Below are 19,241 nucleotides of genomic sequence, written 5' to 3' on the forward strand. Positions count from 1 at the left end.
GTCGATATGAGTTTAAAAAAATCACATAAAAGTTATCCGCAGACATTCAAAGACGAAGCCGTCTTAATGGTGCTAGAACAGGGCTATAGTATTGCTGAGGCAGCAAAGTCTCTTGGGATTAGCACAAGCCTGCTTTATAACTGGAAGGAAAAACACCAAGCATTGCAACAGGGTATCGCCCTACAAGAATCTGAACGTGATGAGTTAAAGAGATTACGTAGAGAAAACAAAGAACTACGCATGGAGAAAGAAATTCTAAAAAAGGCAAGCGCCTTCTTTGCGAGAGAAATGAAGTAAAATTTCGCTTCATTAAACAGTTATCTAACCAGTTTCCTACTGCGCTGTTATGCCGAGTAATGAGTGTCAGTAAGTCAGGCTATTACGATTGGCATAAACGCCCTGCAAACGTGATAAGTCTTGAAACACTGAAGCTTTATCGCCTTGTTCGAAAGCTATTTAAGCAAAGTCGAGGCAGCTTAGGTAATCGTGAAATGGTGAAGAAATTGCGCAAGGAAGGCTACCAGGTTGGTCGCTATCTCGTTCGTAAAATTATGCACCGCCTTCGACTCAAAGCAACCCAGCGACGGGCTTATAAGGTGACGACACAGCGCAAACACTCTGATGCCGTGGCTAATAACCTGCTAAACATGAACTTTAACCCAGTATCTGTTAATCAGGTTTGGGCAGGTGACGTGACCTATTTAAAGACAGGTGAAGGCTGGATGTATTTGGCGGTGGTGATGGATTTATATTCACGCCGGATTGTGGGGTGGCACATAGACAAACGCATGACCACGGATCTGATATCTAAGGCATTAATGAAAGCTTACAACCTGCGCCGACCGCCAAGAGGGTTGGTATTTCACAGTGACCGAGGCTCGCAATATACCAGTAAGCAATTCGGTAGGCTGCTCTCGAGTTATGGTATCCGAGCCAGCATGGGTGATGTTGGCGCGTGTTGGGATAATGCCGTTGTTGAGCGTTTCTTTGGTAGCTTAAAACACGATTGGATTTTTAAGGTTAGTCAACCAACAAATGAGTTTATGAAGTCGGATGTGGCCGCTTATATGAGGTATTACAACTTAGAGCACCTTCATTCAGCTAATAATGATTTATCACCAGTAGAGTTTGAAAATTCTCAACTAAAAGTGTCCAGTTTGAGTTGACCAGTACAGTCTTTAGCAGTCAGATGTAAACCAATGCGGATGTAATCTATATCAACGGTATCCTCGCTGATGCTATTGATTGCAGCCTCAATGAGATTTTGTTGGTACTGAACAATCTCTCTATCTTGCAGTACACCCATAATCTTTGCGATATTTGTTGTGTAGTTTAATGTCTTGGGATTTATAAGGGCTGCAATTTTACGATTAAGTTCTGGCTGAACTAATGGGTAATCATCTGCTCTTGAGATATCAAAAATCTTACTTGGAACAAAGTTTTCAAAAATATTGGTTTCGTCTACACCACTCTTAGAACTATTGAAATGATTATTATATGGCTTAGAACTACTCATCCTTGAATACCTATATTACAGTATATTGGGCTGACATTTAAGCAAGTCCCAGTGATTATCCACATGCAGTAGCTGTGCACGACATCGAAATCCAGTACGGACGACTTAAGCATCCCTTTCATCGCAGATTCATCTTCACCGATGAGCTCACGAAGCTTTTGATAACAATTATTGAAACATCCTAATGATTTTAGCATTGTAAGGATACAAAAAAATGATATCCACCAGTAAAATCCATCTAGAAATCACGTAGCACAAAGCTTTCTCTAGTTTTTTTCAAGTCAGGACATATGATATATTTTGCATGGACATACCAAAAATTCAGTATGGACATAACAATTTTTTTCAAATGGACATACGATTTATTATGAGAAAACTTACTACTTACAGCCTATGCAATAGGCCATGAAACTAAATATAATCAGCTGGGGAATTTGGTTATAGTAATCACTACATGTGTATATAAGGGAGATTTTCATGGGCAGATGCCGGTCTGAACGGACTACGGAAGAATGGAAAAACTATGGGCACCACTTATTAAGAATGATCGGAAAAAAGCACAAACTATATAATGAAATAGAACGATTAATTAAAGAGCTCAATGAAAGTGGAAATGATAACGATTCCAAACTAAATGGGATCACCCAAACTCTCAATAATCACAATGACAAGCTAGAAGGCTATTGGCGCAAATGGACTCAGAAAATAAAACAACTGCCTAAAGATGCCGAAAGAACCAAGTTCTATATTAAAAAATCAACATTTGAAGATATACTTAAATTCATCCGCCTAACACCAGAAGAGAAAAAAATCAAAGGAAAAAGTGACAACGAGGTATTCGAAACTTTATTAATCCATTTGAACGGCTATGGTATCAATGACACTAAAGAGATGTACGATCTAATAGAGGAGTTAGACAAATACAACGCTGCAACCAGTGAGCGTTATTCAGGAAAAAATTTAACATCTGAAGACGACGTCTATCAAGGCAAAACAAACCAAATCATACACGCCATATTGGAAGAGCTAAAGAGAAATAAAATAACCAACTTCGATAAGTTAAGGAATATAAGAGGTATTGTCAATAAAGAGTTAAATGAAAAGAATAAATTACTCATCAAAGAAAATCATAAGCTGAAATTAGAAATCATTAAACTTAAAAGAGGCAGTTCATGATTCTGTGACAGGTCGATCTCACAGATAGATATGCTTCATAAGCGCCCCTCAACATAAAACTTGAACCGCCTTTAAAAATCGAATTGTATTAAGGTTGCTTTGAAAGCTTGATTATTCCACGCCTAACCGTGTCAAATATAGCGGCTGAAAAATAGCCGCATTTGTGATACCATACTCTTACGCAATGGTATCACCATTCCCTTCCATTTCAACTACATAGTAAAAAATCAATCTAATCCTTACTGGAGTTATCTATGACTACAGCGACCCCTTATGCGCTCTATTTGAGCCGTCTTGCGCACAATAGTCAGCGCTCGATTGCTTCGCAGATGCGCAGTATTGCGCGGCTGATGGACTGGCCTGAGGCAACGATAGACAAGCAGCTCAGTAACATTAACTATCAACAAGCAATGCAGATACGGGCATTGCTCATCCACGAGCAGTGGTCGGCACGCTCGATTAACCGTGCGATGACTGCGATTAAGAGTATCGTCAAGGTCGCCGCCTTGATGGGTGAAGCGGATATGCAGCAAGTCGCGCATATCAACAGCATCGCGAACATGAAACACGGTGTCCATCAGGGCAATCCCCTCAGTGCCGAGCAAGTCACGGAACTTTTTGAATTACTAGCCAAGCGTAAAGGAATCTATGGTCTGCGAACGCTCGCGATTTTCGCTCTGTTCATGGGTACTGGCTTACGCCGTAGTGAGCTCGCAGCCCTGACTATTGCAGATTACGACAGCACTACTTCAACCATTACCGTCGTTGCAGGCAAAGGTAACAAAAGCCGAGTGCTGTTCTTACCCCAATGGGTAGAGCTGCATATCATTGAATGGCTTAAGTCTCGCAGCAAAAAGCCCGGCAAACTCATTTGTAAGTGCACGGCAACAGGCCAGCTGGCCCCTGAAGAGCCAGTAAGCAGTGACACCCTCTATCGGTTGGTGAAAGACAAGCTCGAAGCCATTGGCGTGGTCGGCGCTTCACCCCATGATTTACGCCGCACCTTTATTACTCGGCTACTTGAGCAAAACGTGGATATCAACACGGTACGCCAAATGGCAGGACATGCGGATATCAGCACCACCACTATTTATGACAAGCGCGGAGATGCCTTTATGCGTGAAGCGGCCGCAGCCCTGCATTACGCGCCGAGCTCGAAGCAACGAGGCGGGAAAACAACATGCTAAAGCGCGCTAAATCATCGCGCCAATGGCGCGCCCACCATTGCCACTATCTTGCCTCTCACTATAGTGAAGCATTGATTTTTGCAGTTATTACTGCCGATGAAGAGGTGACATCCTCGATACTAAGAACTATCACTGGTGAGCAGATTGAACCATTTTGTGCTTTAGCTTAGAGGATGCGTTACTCAAGCTACCAAGCAAAGACCGAGCACCGCTTAACAGCGAGCTTGTTAACCATAATGCGCAGTTTCTTTGTCAGCTGTTTGGCTTAATGCCACAGATGCAACCTGTCGTTGAGTTTCTCATTGTCATGAATGCCAACGCCGGACTCAAGGGGTTAACCGAATTGCTCCTAGATAGTGACGTTGGTGTACTTGAGCGAATGCTGCTAGGTAAAACAACGCTCGATTTAGAGGTCATTCTGTCGCAGTTAGCGGTGTTTGAGCGCTATCAACTGATTGCTGAAGCAACCTTGGATGCACCTTACCGATTGCTGTTCCCGAGCGTACTGGTATCCATTTTAGTGTCGCAGAAGTTAACGAGCGCGGTCGACTTCTTAGCCCCTATGCTCAGCAAAAGCCCAGAGGCACAATTTAACCTATCGCAATTTGGGCATGTGAACACTGACTTACTGGCCAACTACCTTGCGGCCATCATCAAGCAACCCTCTGTAGGCATCAATATCCTGCTCTATGGCAAAGCGGGGACAGGTAAAACAGAGCTGGCACGGACACTGGCAAAGACAATTAAGCGCAATCTACTGGAAGTCCAAAGCCAGCAGTTAATTGAAAAACGATACCGAAGCGATAACAGTATGGAGAAGGCAACCAGCATACGCCTTGTTCACCTGAGCTTGTTACAAGGTTTACTGGCTAACAGCGATGACAGCTTGTTACTGGTCGATGAGTGTGAGGCGTTATTTGTGCAAGCCGATGAACAGTATTCCAAAGAACAATTGATGCAGGCGTTAGAGCAAAACCCTGTCCCTGCCATTTGGACTACCAACCATGTTGGCTTGTTAGAACCCAGCTTTATTCGCCGCTTCAAGTTAGTAATGGAAGTCCCTGTACCCGATGAACCCTTTGCCTATGCCATCAATGAGCACTTACTCACACCGCTTAAGGTGTCACAGGACTACCACCTACTCTTGGCAGAGCGGCCAAATATCACTCCCGCAATGGTCGGTAATGCCGCCCATGTAGCAATGACGCTCAAGCTAAAAGGAACTAAGGCTGAAGCCATTATTGATGAGGTGATTGATGCCACCCTAGAGGCATGTGGAGAAGAAGCACCACCGCAAAAGTATCAAGGAGAACTGGTGTTTGATAGCAACATGGTCAACTTCAAGTCCAGCAAAGATACCGTTATTAGTGACACTGCGGAGATACTGGCATCGATTAACCATGCCGTTAAGCAGATCATGCCGATTAGGGTGCTGCTCAGTGGCCCCCCTGGTACAGGTAAGACGGCATGGGTACATCACTTAGCTGAAACTCACGGCTTTAAGCTAATGCACATCAAATGCTCTGACGTACTCAGTAAGTATGTCGGTGACAGTGAGCAGAACATCGCTAGGCTCTTCAGAGAAGCTCACAGACAGCAAAAGCTGATGCTCATCGATGAAGTCGACAGCTTGCTCAGCAAACGCGATAGCGCACAAGCATTACATGAAGTGCAGCTCGTGAATGAACTGCTTTCACAGCTTGAGTGCAATACCATGCCAGTGTTCGCGGCAACCAATGCACTTGCCTGTATTGATAGCGCTGTGATGCGCCGCTTTGACTTCAAATTAGAGTGTGACTATTTAACGAGTGACCAGCGCCAAGGGCTTTATCGACAGATCTTTGGGATTAGACGGCTTACCCATATCGAAATATCAACCCTAAACACCCTAAACCAATTAACGCCCGGGGACTTTGCCATCTTGGCAAGACACCAACGCTTTGAACCAAAGCGCGACCACCGCGCCACCGCCCTTGCGCTACTCACCGCCGAGAACAGCCGCAAACAAGGGCAACCCCGTATCGGATTTATCCGCTAACACCCACCAAAGGAAACACACCATGACGACTGTATTGAGTTCTCTCAAGGTAATCGCTCGCCCCGAAATTGCCCCTAAGCCACCCGTGCTAGGCAAAAGGATGAAGCTACTCGATAAGCTAGACCAGCAACTTGCACTGGCCGAATGCATGATTGAGGGGCGAGAGTTTGAAGCCTACAAAGAGCGTTCGGTTAAGGATGCCGAGACTGGTGAGCGCAAGAAAGTACGCCGCCGCTATATCGTCCGTCCTTGGTTCTATGACAGCAACGAGCACTACTACTTAGAAGTGCGGATTAATAACAAACCCGTCGAACTGCAAAAAGGTTGCCCTGCAATTGATGTAGGTGAAAAAACCAAACTACCAGACGTCATTAAGGTGGTCATTGATGCCGTGGAAAAAGGCGAGTTAGACGAGCAGCTACTCGCCAATGCGCCCAAAATAGGTCAGAAAACCAGCACCGAGAAACCCGCAATAACTACCGATAAACCTGCTGCCAAAGCCAGTAAGTAACAATCTATATCACCACACTACATCAATGCTGGCAGGGGAGCTTGCACTCCCCCTGTGCGGCATTAGTGCAAAGGAAACCAATATGCGCATCATCAATACCAATTTACCTTTACCCGTTTCTCAAGCCTTTGCCATAGCGCTGGCCGAACTGGTGAAAAACATTGATAGCAACGCTGTCACCATTAACTTTCGAGATCCTGATTACAGCCCACAAACAGGTGGATTTCATCCTGTGGAAATCAGATTAGAGAAGCGCACGGACCAGTGGCACTTATGCTACATCACCGACTTTTGCTATGTCGGTCAAATGGGACAATGGGAGTTAGTGAAAGAGCTCGACTTTGACTTTAGCAGCGGCGTATTTCAATCCATTAGCGGCTTATTGGTTATCGAAGCGGCTGCAGAGTTTTACCCAATATGGGAACAAAACTTTTTATGCTATTGGCAGGAGTTAGACGTTTTTAATGTCAATTTGTCGAGCGATTGACCCTCAATATCAGCCCTAGGATGTCATATCACGTTCGTCAATATGGGCTAAACTGAGGCACTGGCAAGCAATGGTTTTCATTTGCTGGTGCCCAGCATTAATGAAGAAGGAGTAACCCTATGTCTGGATGGTATGAGTTAAGTAAAAGCAGTAATGATCAATTCAAGTTTGTACTTAAGGCGGGGAATGGAGAGATCATCTTCACCAGTGAGCTCTACACAGGTAAGAGTGGTGCCATGAATGGTATCGAATCCGTTCAAACCAACTCCCCTATTGAAGCCCGATATGCCAAAGAAGTCGCGAAAAACGATAAGCCGTATTTCAATCTGAAAGCAGCAAACCACCAGATCATTGGAACTAGCCAATTGTATTCCAGTGTCGCAGCAAGGGATAACGGAATAAAGTCGGTGATGGAGAATGGAAAGGCAACCACCATTAAAGATCTGACATCAGAAAATTAAGCCAGTAGGGTGAAGACTAGATGGATACAGAGTGCCTCTGATAGGCAGGTTACATATCTATAAGTATCTAACATGACTGAATTTTAGATACAAAAAAACCGACTTAATGTCGGTCATTTAGATGGTACCAGTGGCCAGACTCGAACTGGCACGCTTTAAGGGCGGGGGATTTTGAATCCCCTGTGTCTACCGATTTCACCACACTGGCATCTACATGTTTCGCAATCACTGTGTCACTGCGAATGTCAGGCATTATACATAGCCTATGGCCAATGACAAGCCTCTGTTTTCACTCAATGATGCAAGTGCGCACTTTTGCAGCAAAGCGGCTATTAGCACCCCCTCACTTGCGTGAATGTTCGCAGCAATCACTCTCAGCGCCAGTTAAAAACACCACAGCGCAACAATTGCGAAACATTTGATCAAGATCATTATGCTTGCGCCATAAGTCATTTAGGATTGCCACTATTACGGATGATGGAGGTGACTTTATGGCTTTTTGGATGGATTTGATGTTTGGCAACGCGATTGGTTTACTGTCTATGCTAGTGATTTTTAGCACACTCACCATCATCAGTTATCTTGGCTGGATGATAGTTAAAAAATCAGCCGATCCTACGGCTTAAGCAGCATAGCCTTTAGCGCCTATTATTGAATCGATAGGCGCTAACGCTTTGAGTGCTAATGGCTTCAGTATTAACTTTAAGTTTCAGTCCGTTAATTATTAGCGCCTTAAGCAACATGCTTACGGTTTTGCACCAGTTGATTCATAAAGGCTGGGCGAGTGCGCAATAATAACTGCATCTCTTCAGGATTCGGCTCCCCCGCTGGCAGGCGCAATATTTTACGATTTAAGTAACTGCGTGCTTTAAGGGCGATGCGATAATCAGCGGTCGGCCCATGAATTGCGTAATGATGCTCATTGCCCACACATTGCAATATGCCGCTATTAGCAAGACCCTTTACCGCCATATCATTGATGGGCAAAGTTAACACGCTCTTTGCTTGTAAAAAAAACTCGCGTAGCACTGCGCGTTCAGCCAAATCGAGCACGGCCACTTTTTGCTCTATGGTTTCACCTAAGCGCTTATCTTTTAATAAGCTTATGGCTTCATCCGTCAAAAAACTCATGATACGGCTAACAAAATAGGCTGCGGCAATCAGCATGACTAAACCAATAAAATGATCGTAAGCCGCCACCACATCGGCCACTCGTAGCCATTCCAGCAAGGACACTGGCATAATAAGTAAGGCGGTTGAGGCTAACAGTAACCATAACATGACAGTCACCAGATGCTCTTGCGATCCTTTATGTTTGAATGAGTTAACTATATTTTTATACATTGCTAGTATCCACCGCCAGAGAATTGACTTACCGCTACTTACAGCCAAATCTAGCAATATAAATGCCAAGATATGGCTAAATTGATACCGACTCACTCAGCAGAGCTCACTATCGGCGACTATGATTAGTCTATTGTCTGAGGTTAAGGAAAACCTTTCGCGGCTATGTGGATATTTTTAAAGCAATTTAATGGCTCAAAAAAAGATAAGCGCATCTGGCTTGGCATCATGCTCGCTTGCTTACTTTCAGTGTTAATTATTTCAGGCTTACAGCTGGCCTTCTTTTATCATGAACATGAACAGCATCAACAGCAGCAACTTACCCAACTCAGTCAGCAACTCGCAAAGCAGCTATCTCAATCCAATCAGTTACAGACTAGCGCACAAATCGAGCACACATTAGCCATCATCACAGCTATGCCACAAGTGGGCGCCGCCAGTATTAAGCTTGGTGAGCACGACTATCAGGCGGGTGCTATCAATGCGCGCTTGTTTCAAGTGAACCAAGCCATTAATGCCGGTAAGGCCGAGTTAATGCTGCAATCCTCGAGTCATTTTAACCAACAACCCTTTATCCATTTAGCCTTATCCACTTTAATACTCAGTAGCTTACAAACCTTGTTAGTGGGGATGATGGCGTTGTTTTTACTGTGGCATTTTGTCAGCCGCCATTTGCGCCAGTTAAGCCAGTATTGCGACCAACTGATGAACGATGACAAGCTGCCAGCCTTAGTGTTCGCCGATGTCAGCCGGCATTCTGATTTCAATAAAGTAGCAGCGGCTATCAATAAAATTCAGCAATATTTGCGCCATTCTTATGCGCAATTATTGCAATCGAAACAGACCTTAGAAGAAGTGTTTAATGAACGCAATCAGTTATTACAAAACGAATTGGCTTATAAAGATGAACTAAGAAAGCAGATAAAAGAGCAAACCAAGGAAGTGGAACAGTCGTTATTACTGTTAAGCCATACCCAGCGCATCATGGTTGAGCAGGAAAAAATGGCGGCCTTAAGCGGTTTAGTCACAGGGGTGGCGCATGAGATTAATACCCCAATTGGCGTGTGTTTAACGGCGGCCAGTAGTCAGCAAGAATCTTTACAACAAATAGAAACCTTACTGCCCTTGCCCAGCACCAGCATGGATGACATTACCGATAGATTGCAAGAATGCGATTTAGCCAGCAGGCTCATCATTAACAATGTCACTAAGGCGGGGGAATTAATCCAGCGTTTTAAAACTGTGGCGGCGCAGCAATGCATTGAATCGCGCTACAGTAAAAACCTATGGCAAGTGGTGGAAGAAATTGAGCAGGCGGTAAACAGCAAGTTTGCCGACTTTGATGTCAAAGTAACGCTGCGTATCGATGCGTCACTGCATGTTACTACCGATCAGAATTTATTAAGCCAAATCATCAGCAATCTTATGACTAATAGCTATTGCCACGCCTTTAGTGCTGGACGCGACAATCAGCTGATTGTCAGCGCCCAAACTGAAGCGTCGCAATTAATTGTGACGGTTGAAGATAATGGCGCCGGCGTATCCGCTATCGAGCAGAGTAAAATATTTGAGCCCTTCTACACCACGCGCCGCAGCGCCGGCAATACTGGCTTAGGTTTGTCGGCAGCCTTTAACGCTGCCACTCAGCTTCAAGGACAATTGAGTTATAGCACTGGCTCAATTGGCGCTTGTTTCACCTTAACTATACCGGCGGAATACTATTACTCTGGGGATATTGAGTTTTTTGATTAGTAGCCCGGCACTTATGCATTAGCCGCCGCGGCTAATTTAGTTAGCACTCGACTCACTGCCACAAAAGCAAAGGTACCGGTGACCACAGTGACAGCACCAAAACCTGAGCTGCAATCCATGCGCATACTGCCACCTTGTTCAGGTTTAGAGTGACAGACTTGGCCATCTTGACCTGGATAAGTTAAATGCTCAGTGGAAAACACAGCGTCGACGCCAAACTTACGGTCAACATTTTTACTGAAGTTATATTCGCGCCGTAAAATATTACGCACCTTGGCTAACAGTGGATCTTGAATCGTTCGCGCTAAATCAACAATCTGAATTTGAGTCGGATCTTTTTGGCCACCAGCGCCACCTATAGTAATAAGCTTAATTTTATGACGCTTACACCAAGCTATTAACGCCGCTTTGGGTTTGACCGCATCGATACAATCCACCACATAAGCAGGCTTAGTGGCATCGGTCGGTAAATATTCGGCCAAATTATCGCTACTTAAAAAGTCTTCAATCTGAGTAACTTGGCATTCTGGATTAATCTCAAGAATACGCTGCGCCATCACTTCCACTTTTGATTGGCCAACCGTTGAGGCTAATGCATGAATTTGACGGTTAGTATTAGTCACGCAGATATCATCAAGATCCATCAAGCTAATATGACCGATACCGCTGCGCGCTAGGGCTTCTGCCACCCAGGTCCCCACGCCGCCAATGCCTATGACTAATACCTGACTCGCGGCAAAGCGCTCTAGTGCATTCGCACCATATAAACGGCCGATACCGCCAAAGCGATTAAGATAGCCTGCTGACAATGTCATGTATTTCACCTATGGATTGCAATGAATGAGCGGCTTAACCACTCAGCTCAACGAAAATATGGACGCGCGTGAGGGCGCAAAAATTAAGGCGATATTTTAGCAGAGCTCACCACTAGCGCAAACCATCCGATTTTTTTAAGGGGGAATACTTAAATAACAGTTTTAATGTCAGCCATATCAGCCGTATATGCTGATAGGAAAAGTAATTAATGAATAAGTTATGAATGAATTAAGTAAATAAATAACACTCAATTGTTTTGCATAAGTAAAATCCTGTTCAATATAGCGCCACCTCAACATCGACAGAGAGTTAGATCACATATTTCAGCCATAAATGTAGGCAGACTCCCGCGCACGACAAGTCAATCAGATACGACTGCGAGTCAACATCTAATTGAAAAACAAAAACAATCCTATGGATTTTTGGGAGCAACAGATGCAACGCAAATTAATTTCTTCATCTATCATCGCGGCTTTAGCCTTAACCTCTACTTCAGCCTTTGCTGCTGAGCCAAGCTTTTATGGTCGTTTAGACTTAGCATTGACCAATGCTGATGATGGCTACACTACCCAAAACAAAAAAAGCGGTACTGTATTAGAAAACAACTTCTCTCATATCGGTCTGAAAGGCAGCGAAACTATCGCTACCGGCTTTGATATCATCTATCAAATGGAATTTCAGGTAGAGAACACTGGCCTTGAAGGCAGCAAAACCCCATTCAAAGCTCGTAACACTTTCTTAGGTTTAAAAACCTCACACGGCACAGTATTAATTGGCCGTAGCGATCCAGTATTCAAACAGTCTGAAGGCAATGTTGATATGTTCGGCAACACCAATGCTGACATCGACCGCTTAGTGGCTGGCCAAGGCCGTGTTGCCGATGGTATCTGGTATTACTCACCTAAGTTTGCTGACTTAGTCACCTTTGATGCCACTTACTTAATGGCTGATAACCACGAAACCAGCAAGGCCCAATATGCCTTAGGTGCCACTGTAGGTGATAAAGGCCTGAAGGCTCATAACTACTATGTCGCTGCTGCCTATATGGACGGTATCGAGAACATCGAAGCTTACCGCGTGGTAGGTCAAGTTAAGTGTAATGACTTCAAGTTTGGCGCTTTATTCCAAAATACTCGCAGCCAAACTTATAGCAATCTTGAAGGTAACACTTACTTTGTTAACGCGGCTTACAACCTAAATGGCGTGAACCTGAAAGTGCAATTTGGTCAAGATGACAGTGGTTTAGGTGGCTTAGTGAAGAACCTAGCGGCAGATCAAACTGATAGCAAAGGATTCCTTTCAACAGTTTCTGACGTTAGCCTGACCAATATCAGCGTGGGTGCGGATTACCGTTTAGCTAAGTCAACCTTAGTGTACGGTCAATTTGCTCACTACAGTGGTGATCTTAAGGCGACTGGCCGTGCCACTACCGATTTAGATGACAGCGTGTTATCTGTGGGCGTGCGTTACGACTTCTAAGACGGCTTAATCGCCCGTCTAAACCTGTAAAAAAGCGGCCTTGAGCCGCTTTTTTTATGGACATAGATAAATATTCAACCTCTGCCCTAGGGGGCAAGTGCCATCAAAGCATCGCACTCGCTGCGCAAAAAATCACCTGCCCAAAAAGACGCCTAAATGATTAAGATTAATTCAACTTTAGTGATAAATAGCTAAAAGTTTGAACTAACACACAATTTCACCAAAACAAAACTGTGAGAATAGTAGGTAATTTGTTACCGATTAGGATATCGGCAGCAATTAAGGATTCAAATAACTAACAAACCTACGGATGTTTTAGGGAGCAATACATGAAGCACACAGTTATTTCCGCTACTATCGCCTCGTTACTGGCACTGTCATCAGCTGCCGCCATGGCCGATGGTCCTAATTTCTATGGTCGCTTAGATTTATCTGTGACTAACTCAGATACAGGTGCTACTACCCAAAATGGTAAAGAAGGCACTGTCTTAGAGAATAACTTCTCATTATTAGGCGTAAATGGTAACGAGAAGCTGTTTGACGGCGTTGATGTTATCTACCAGATGGAATTCCAAGTAGAAAACACCACCATCGAAGGCGGCAACAACCCATTTAAAGCCCGTAATACTTTCTTAGGTTTAAAAACTGACTACGGTACTGCGTTAGTGGGTCGTAACGACACAGTATTTAAGCAAGCTGAAGGCGGCGTCGATTTATTTGGTAATACTAACGCCGATATAGACCGTTTAGTGGCAGGCCAAACCCGTAGCGCTGACGGTATTTGGTACTACTCACCTAAAATCGCTGATTTAATTACCTTAAATGCGACTTATCTAGTAGCAGATAACCAAGCTGACACTCGTGACACTCAGTACGCATTAAGCGCTACTTTAGGTGATAGTGCTCTTAAGGCTCAAAACTATTATGTCGCGGCAGCCTACAACGATGGCATTAGTGGCATTGAAGCGTGGCGTGGTGTGGCTCAAGTAAAATTGGCCGACGTTAAGATTGGTGGTTTGTTCCAAAAATCAGAAAGCCAAAAAACAGGCGAATCCAACATGGAAGGTAACAGCTATTTAGTCAATATAGCTTACAACCTCAATGGTGTTAACCTGAAAGCTGAATACGCTAAAGACGAATCAGGCTTAGGTCTCTACTTTAAGAATACCGGTGTTGTTGGTGCTAACACCACCGACGTTAACGTTAACAGCTACACAGTTGGTGCTGATTACCGTCTGAGCAAATCAACCTTAGTCTTTGGTCACTACGCTTACTACGAAGGTGACTACAAGCTGCTCAACAAGAACACTGAACTGAAAGACGACAACGTAGTGACTGTTGGTTTACGTTACGATTTCTAAAAAGAGACTCGTGCTCTTATCCAAAGCGGCCTAGGCCGCTTTTTTGTTTTTACACAATGAAAAATAAGGATTCTTGACTACACTTTGCCAGTGCCAAGCCATGTGTAACGGCCATTAGAAGCTTTGGGCTTAGCATAATTTAGCGCTACACGCGCGCATAATGAATGCACTGGAGAGAGTGAATATGAAGCAAATCAAACAAGTGTTATCTCTGTCAGCATTGGCACTTGCCACCTTAAGTGTGGAAGCAAGCGCCAGCGGCCCTACCATCTATGGCAGCTTAGAGTTGGCGCTGGCCCATACAGACCAAGGCCGAGCAATCAATCCTAATCCCAATGGCAATGGGCGCGATGTCGTGGTTAACCCCGAGAGCGGCACCTTCTTAGAAAATAACTGGTCTTATGTTGGCTTTAAAGGGGTAGAGAAATTAACGGATGATTTTAGTGTTATCTATCAGATTGAAGTCTCAGTGCAAGACGGTAATATCGCTGGGGTTGAAGATCCCATTTCAAGCCGCAATACCTTTTTAGGCTTTGATACTACTTGGGGCACTTTCACCTTTGGCCGCACCGATACCGCGTTTTATAATGCCGAAGGTAATGTTGATGTGTTTGATAATACTAACGCTTGGATGGCGCAATTAATGCCAGGGGAAGATAGACAAAGCAATAGCGTGAACTATGTATCCCCAAGCTTTGGCTCGCAGCAATTTGCAGTCAGCGGCACAGTATTAATGAATGATGATAATTCCACTTCAGATTATCCCTTTTCAGTGGCCACCACTTTAGGCGATCCCGATCTACAAAGTACCTTGTACTTTGTGTCAGCAGCCTATAGTAAAGATATTGAAGATTTTAAGGGCTATCGCGGCGCCGCGCAGGTGCGCTTTAATGACTTAAAACTTGGGGCAATTTTTCAAAATTCTGAGCACATAAGCTTGCGCAATATCGACGGCAACATGTATTACGTCACCGCCCAATATAATCTTAATAAACTCAATCTCGATGGCGTGAACTTAAAAGCTATGTACGGCCAAGATCAATCTGGGCTTGGGGATTATTTTCAAGGCATAGTGGCATTAAATAGCAATATTAGTGATGTGCAAGTCGAGCAACTGACCTTAGGCGCCAATTATCATGCCTCGCAAGCCGCTATCTTTTATGCTTTCTGGGCCAATTACAAAACTGACTATAATCTTAACGACGTCGACCAAGATGTCGGCACTGAGAACGTTTATACCTTGGGGCTGAGATATTACTTCTAACGCGTTATGTTAAGCAGCAATAAGCCGCTCAATGAGCGGCTTATTTATTAGTGGTTCTTTATTAATAACGCTAATTGTCTCGCCATCAAGCTTTACGGGTGAGCAGATAAGCATTCTCTGTCAGCCAAGGCACTTGGTTTTTGACAAACTTAGGGTTATCGGCAAGCGCATCACTTGATTCAAGTAATTCAATGTCAAAGTAAGCACTGAGATGCGTGTTAAGCCAAGTATCACTGACCGCAAAGGGAGGGCCAGACAGCATAGCTTGAGGATAATCTAAGGTAATTAATAAGCCTTGGGTGTTAGCCGCCACGCTCATTGCCAAACGCTCGGCATAGGCCGCGCGCATGGTTTCCGGCATAGCTATCATGGCGGCCCTATCGTAAAAGGCGCTGCAGTCATGACTTACAGCAGTAGGCAGCGTAAAGAAATCGCCATGCCATAACTGAATTTGATCGCAGCTAAAGACTTGGTGCTGTGCCTGAGTGTGCTGAGTGTAATCGAGTTGATTTTCAGTAAAGAACTCAGTTACTGCAACCTCACTGAGCTCACAACCCATGACATTATGGCCAAGCTCAGCTAAATACAGCATATCTATGCTTTTACCGCACAAAGGCACTAAGACCTTACCGCTAGCCGCTAAGGCTAATCGAGGCCAGTAGCGTTGCAGCAAGGGATTGATTTCAGCCTGATGAAACCCTATTTGGCGATTGTGCCAACGCTCATGCCAAAAAGCCGCGTCCATAAACTTATCTCCTCAAATTGCAGACCACAATGTTGAAGATAAGCTCATCTAAAGTAAAGTGCTTATTCGGTTTCAGCTAATACTGCTTGAACCTTCTTTAACCACAGGCAATTTTCACACTGACATTGGCGGCGTGATAAATGGTAAGGCGTTAAATTAGAGTCAATATAATCCACGGCTATCAGTAATTGCTGGCGTAATTCGCTCACGCTCTTTTGTTCTAATGACACCAATTTATCATTGTGATTCATCCACACGCACTCCATGCCCTGATGGCAAAAAGTACAGGCATCATCCACAGGATTATAAAATCCAGCATGGGGGCACTGACGCAGTTCCATGGATTGAATAATACGTTGACGCGCAAATTCAAACAGAGGAATTAATTGTGCTTTGTGATCGGCGGCCATTAGCCTCTCCTTTAGCGATGAGTCATTAAGCTTGCTCATCACCCAGTAACATTTGCCATTTTGACAAACTTTAAGCAAACTGCTCATAAACTAAGCATAACGATAGCTGGAGCCTAGCTATTTGATTTATATCAATAGAGCCACCAGTTTTTGGTTTACCCAAGTACCCTGCCATTAAGGCCAGCGTTCTTGATTCACTCCATACTAATATTGACAGCCAGCAACACAAGCACGCCTTAGTATTTGCAGGCGATGGATCACATTATTTATGCGGCGCAACGATCGCGGCAATCGAGTCACTGAAGGAACAGGAGAGCTTGCTTGAGCACAGCGCAGATCCAGCAATTTTACATTTCAGAAGAGCAGTCGATTTATTTGCTCAAAGCCAACGATGCCCGCAAACATAAGGCGTGGATCCGCCTGTGTAAGCAGCAGCTCACTCGCCTCGGTTATCAAGACATCAGCTTATTAGGTAAAGGCGCCTATGGCTTTGTATTTGCGGGAATTAGCCCCAATGGCCAGTCGCAAGTGTTTAAGTTTTCAAGAATTACCTTGCCGCAGCATATTCAAGATCGCTTAGAAGAAGAAGCCTATATGCTCGGGCGGCTTAACCATCCTAATATTCCGCCGCTCATTAGTTTCGATCGCCCTAGTCGCCAAGGGATCTTAGTGATGGCGCGAGCAAATGGTGAAGATCTGCAGCTCTATTGTCGCCGCACTGGGCCATTAGCTGTGACTGACATAGTGAATATAGCCAGGCAATTGGCGCAAATTTTAGATTACTTACAGCAATGCGGCATAGTCCATGGCGACATTAAACCGTCGAACTTAGTCTATAACCCTGAGACTGGCCAAGTGGCCTTAATTGATTGGGGATCGGCAGTGTTTGCTCAGCAAGATCGCAGCGGCAATAGTTTAAGTCGCGATCCCATGGGGCTACTCAGCCAAGACTTACAGCACACCAATGCCCGCATGGGAGATGTGTATTTTATCGGTGACGATCAACTTAACGGCGTCTTATCTAACCCAAGGTTTGATGAACAAGGCATAGCTGGCAGCTTGTACGCCCTCGCCTCTGGCCAAGTCAGTCGCTTTGGTAGCCGCGTTATTACCGCCTTAAGTCTTGGATTACCTAAAGAGCTCGCCCTCACACTGGATGCTATGCTCAGTAGCGATAGCGCCACGCGCGCACGCGGCGGCGATCATTTTATTAAAAGCATGCAGCGCGCCCATTTATGGTACTTACCGCCATTAACGCCAAGCATCCCGAGCGCCCAAATTCCTATCTGGCTGCAAGCCAAATATAAGCCAGTAGAAACGGTGAGTTACAGCTCTAGGCAATCCTTTTTAAAGGAGCACAATCCGCAGCTACCCAATACTCCTGAGGCCATGCTGCCTGAGTATTACCGTAATTTTATGCTGGGGATGGGCGACACCGAAAAGGCGTTTATCGCCAGTGTCGGTCAATTAGGTCATTACCCTTTAGTGGGCGGCATTGCCATTCACTGGCAAGAGCAAGGTGTGTATATAGATTCAAGCCTTGGCCTGTTCGACCCAAGTTTACGGCCAGCCTTAGCTGTGGTGGTCAATAACTTAGTGAGTCTCGCGCAAGGCATAAATCGTATTGGTACTTTTAAGGCTTGTTTCTTTAATGCCAAAGACACCTTACATATTGAAGGCAATGCTAAGGGACAGTTTGTGGCGAGTTCCGATCAGCAGTTACCGTTTGAAGTGAGTGATGCGCCAAGCCTTGAAGATAAATCGCGCCTGCATTCCTATTTTGAAGATGGGCGCGATCTCGATGAAAACTTAGAGTTGCCCACTGAAATCATGGCAGAGCTGAGTTATCTCAATCACATACATCATACTGGCTGCATCATTTTTGAAGTACTGGATAATCACATGAAGATCCACAGCTACTTTAGGCTGCTAAATCCGAGAAAACAGGCCAGCTTTCGCGCCTGTCTTGATCGGATCTTACGCCATGTTGACAAAATCCGCGGCAATGGCGTTTCAGGTTTTATGAAATTACCTTATAAAAATACTCGCCGCTTTGAGCATCAAGCGCGCCGCAGCGATCACTTTTATCCGCGTAATCCCAAAGATCATTTATCGCTTGATGGCGAGCGCGGCTCTTGATCTAACACTAAGCGCGGACGGCTATCATCTTTGCGCTCAAACTCCCCTTCAAAAATATCGCCATTGGCGGACGGTTGATCAAAGCCTTGATGAAACTGACCCGAACCAAACTGACTTGAACCAAATTGGCTTGAGCTAAACTGCTGGCTAAATTGAGTTTGCATCCGCATCGATACTAAACGCGCAAACGCATGGCGAGTCCAAGGTAGCAGTAACAACACCCCAAAGGCGTCGGTCACAAAGCCTGGGATCACCAATAAAATGCCGGCCATCACTAACATCATGCCGCCCACAATTTCTTCTGTCGGCGCTTCGCCTCTGGCCATTTTCTCTTGGGCTTGCATTAAAGTTGCGAGCCCCTGACGCTTAACTAACGACACGCCGATAATGGCAGTTAAGATGACTAAGGCCACGGTATTTAGACTACCGACCTCTTCACCCACTTGAATTAACACCGCCAATTCTGCCATCGGCAGAGCAATCAATAACAGCAACCAAGGTAAACGCATGCACACCTCTTTCTTTGGTCAATAAGCACTAACCAAAGATAAAATA

Annotated in this window: 19 protein-coding genes and 1 tRNA gene; 13 read left to right on the forward strand and 7 right to left on the reverse strand. The window is 44.7% G+C overall.

The features are described from left to right. Positions 1-6 precede the first annotated feature (6 nt). A protein-coding gene (locus AC1HDP_RS10880; protein ID WP_479638788.1) for an IS3 family transposase occupies positions 7-1,166 on the forward strand; the annotation gives its coding sequence in 2 pieces (ribosomal slippage) (positions 7-256 and positions 256-1,166; 1,161 coding nt in all). On the opposite strand, the gene AC1HDP_RS10885 is transcribed toward AC1HDP_RS10880, so the two are convergent. Continuing rightward, complete coding sequence (locus AC1HDP_RS10885) at positions 1,139-1,516, reverse strand: hypothetical protein (RefSeq protein ID WP_479638789.1); 378 nt, start codon at positions 1,514-1,516, stop codon at positions 1,139-1,141. The genes AC1HDP_RS10880 and AC1HDP_RS10885 overlap by 28 nt on opposite strands. 477 nt (positions 1,517-1,993) lie before the next feature. On the opposite strand from AC1HDP_RS10885, the gene AC1HDP_RS10890 reads away from it, so the two are divergent. The 6 genes from AC1HDP_RS10890 (at position 1,994) to AC1HDP_RS10915 (ending at position 7,376) form a co-directional block, all read left to right on the forward strand. Next, a complete protein-coding gene (locus AC1HDP_RS10890) occupies positions 1,994-2,692 on the forward strand; it encodes a hypothetical protein (protein ID WP_479638790.1) in 699 nt (232 codons plus the stop codon). 254 nt (positions 2,693-2,946) lie between these two features. Continuing rightward, entirely contained in the window at positions 2,947-3,879 is a 933-nt protein-coding gene (locus AC1HDP_RS10895; RefSeq protein ID WP_479638791.1) for a tyrosine-type recombinase/integrase, read from the forward strand. A gap of 268 nt (positions 3,880-4,147) precedes the next feature. Continuing rightward, a complete protein-coding gene (locus AC1HDP_RS10900; RefSeq protein WP_479638792.1) occupies positions 4,148-5,917 on the forward strand; it encodes an AAA family ATPase in 1,770 nt (589 codons plus the stop codon). 22 nt (positions 5,918-5,939) lie between these two features. Then, a complete protein-coding gene (locus tag AC1HDP_RS10905; RefSeq protein ID WP_479638793.1) occupies positions 5,940-6,428 on the forward strand; it encodes a hypothetical protein in 489 nt (162 codons plus the stop codon). Positions 6,429-6,510: 82 nt separating this feature from the next. Continuing rightward, on the forward strand, positions 6,511-6,915 hold the full coding sequence (locus AC1HDP_RS10910; protein WP_479638794.1) for a DUF2787 family protein: 405 nt from the start codon (positions 6,511-6,513) through the stop codon (positions 6,913-6,915). A gap of 119 nt (positions 6,916-7,034) precedes the next feature. Next, the gene (locus AC1HDP_RS10915) at positions 7,035-7,376 is read left to right on the forward strand and encodes a YegP family protein (protein ID WP_479638795.1); all 342 of its coding nucleotides are present in this window, start codon (positions 7,035-7,037) and stop codon (positions 7,374-7,376) included. A 122-nt stretch (positions 7,377-7,498) separates the two neighbouring features. On the opposite strand, the gene AC1HDP_RS10920 is transcribed toward AC1HDP_RS10915, so the two are convergent. Further along, positions 7,499-7,584 (reverse strand) — tRNA-Leu (locus AC1HDP_RS10920). A gap of 283 nt (positions 7,585-7,867) precedes the next feature. Here AC1HDP_RS10920 and AC1HDP_RS10925 point away from each other — a divergent pair. After that, positions 7,868-8,002 carry a DUF3149 domain-containing protein gene (locus tag AC1HDP_RS10925; protein ID WP_479638796.1) on the forward strand — a complete coding sequence of 45 codons (135 nt, stop codon included), beginning with the start codon at positions 7,868-7,870 and terminating at the stop codon, positions 8,000-8,002. Between the two features lie 106 nt (positions 8,003-8,108). Here AC1HDP_RS10925 and AC1HDP_RS10930 read toward each other — a convergent pair whose 3' ends face one another. Next, positions 8,109-8,720 carry a superinfection exclusion B family protein gene (locus AC1HDP_RS10930; RefSeq protein WP_479638797.1) on the reverse strand — a complete coding sequence of 204 codons (612 nt, stop codon included), beginning with the start codon at positions 8,718-8,720 and terminating at the stop codon, positions 8,109-8,111. 165 nt (positions 8,721-8,885) lie between these two features. Between AC1HDP_RS10930 and AC1HDP_RS10935 the strand changes: the two genes are divergently transcribed. Beyond that, the gene (locus AC1HDP_RS10935; protein WP_479638798.1) at positions 8,886-10,472 is read left to right on the forward strand and encodes a sensor histidine kinase; all 1,587 of its coding nucleotides are present in this window, start codon (positions 8,886-8,888) and stop codon (positions 10,470-10,472) included. Positions 10,473-10,483: 11 nt separating this feature from the next. Here AC1HDP_RS10935 and tcdA read toward each other — a convergent pair whose 3' ends face one another. Next, positions 10,484-11,281, reverse strand: a complete 798-nt coding sequence (gene tcdA, locus AC1HDP_RS10940) for a tRNA cyclic N6-threonylcarbamoyladenosine(37) synthase TcdA (protein ID WP_479639873.1) — start codon at positions 11,279-11,281, stop codon at positions 10,484-10,486. Between the two features lie 442 nt (positions 11,282-11,723). On the opposite strand from tcdA, the gene AC1HDP_RS10945 reads away from it, so the two are divergent. The 3 genes from AC1HDP_RS10945 (at position 11,724) to AC1HDP_RS10955 (ending at position 15,392) form a co-directional block, all read left to right on the forward strand. Further along, a complete protein-coding gene (locus AC1HDP_RS10945; protein WP_479638799.1) occupies positions 11,724-12,767 on the forward strand; it encodes a porin in 1,044 nt (347 codons plus the stop codon). Between the two features lie 329 nt (positions 12,768-13,096). Then, the gene (locus AC1HDP_RS10950) at positions 13,097-14,128 is read left to right on the forward strand and encodes a porin (protein WP_479638800.1); all 1,032 of its coding nucleotides are present in this window, start codon (positions 13,097-13,099) and stop codon (positions 14,126-14,128) included. A gap of 184 nt (positions 14,129-14,312) precedes the next feature. After that, on the forward strand, positions 14,313-15,392 hold the full coding sequence (locus tag AC1HDP_RS10955; protein ID WP_479638801.1) for a porin: 1,080 nt from the start codon (positions 14,313-14,315) through the stop codon (positions 15,390-15,392). Positions 15,393-15,477: 85 nt separating this feature from the next. Here the strand turns inward: AC1HDP_RS10955 and AC1HDP_RS10960 are convergent, their stop codons facing one another. Beyond that, the gene (locus AC1HDP_RS10960) at positions 15,478-16,137 is read right to left on the reverse strand and encodes a thiopurine S-methyltransferase (RefSeq protein ID WP_479638802.1); all 660 of its coding nucleotides are present in this window, start codon (positions 16,135-16,137) and stop codon (positions 15,478-15,480) included. 62 nt (positions 16,138-16,199) lie between these two features. Beyond that, on the reverse strand, positions 16,200-16,547 hold the full coding sequence (locus AC1HDP_RS10965) for a hypothetical protein (protein ID WP_140933751.1): 348 nt from the start codon (positions 16,545-16,547) through the stop codon (positions 16,200-16,202). Positions 16,548-16,868: 321 nt separating this feature from the next. Between AC1HDP_RS10965 and AC1HDP_RS10970 the strand changes: the two genes are divergently transcribed. Then, the gene (locus tag AC1HDP_RS10970; protein WP_479638803.1) at positions 16,869-18,686 is read left to right on the forward strand and encodes a serine/threonine protein kinase; all 1,818 of its coding nucleotides are present in this window, start codon (positions 16,869-16,871) and stop codon (positions 18,684-18,686) included. Here the strand turns inward: AC1HDP_RS10970 and AC1HDP_RS10975 are convergent. After that, positions 18,653-19,195, reverse strand: coding sequence for an FxsA family protein (locus AC1HDP_RS10975; RefSeq protein ID WP_479638804.1), 543 nt, complete (start codon positions 19,193-19,195; stop codon positions 18,653-18,655). The genes AC1HDP_RS10970 and AC1HDP_RS10975 overlap by 34 nt on opposite strands. Positions 19,196-19,241: the final 46 nt, after the last annotated feature.

The sequence above is a fragment of the Shewanella sp. ISS20 genome, from assembly GCF_056522965.1.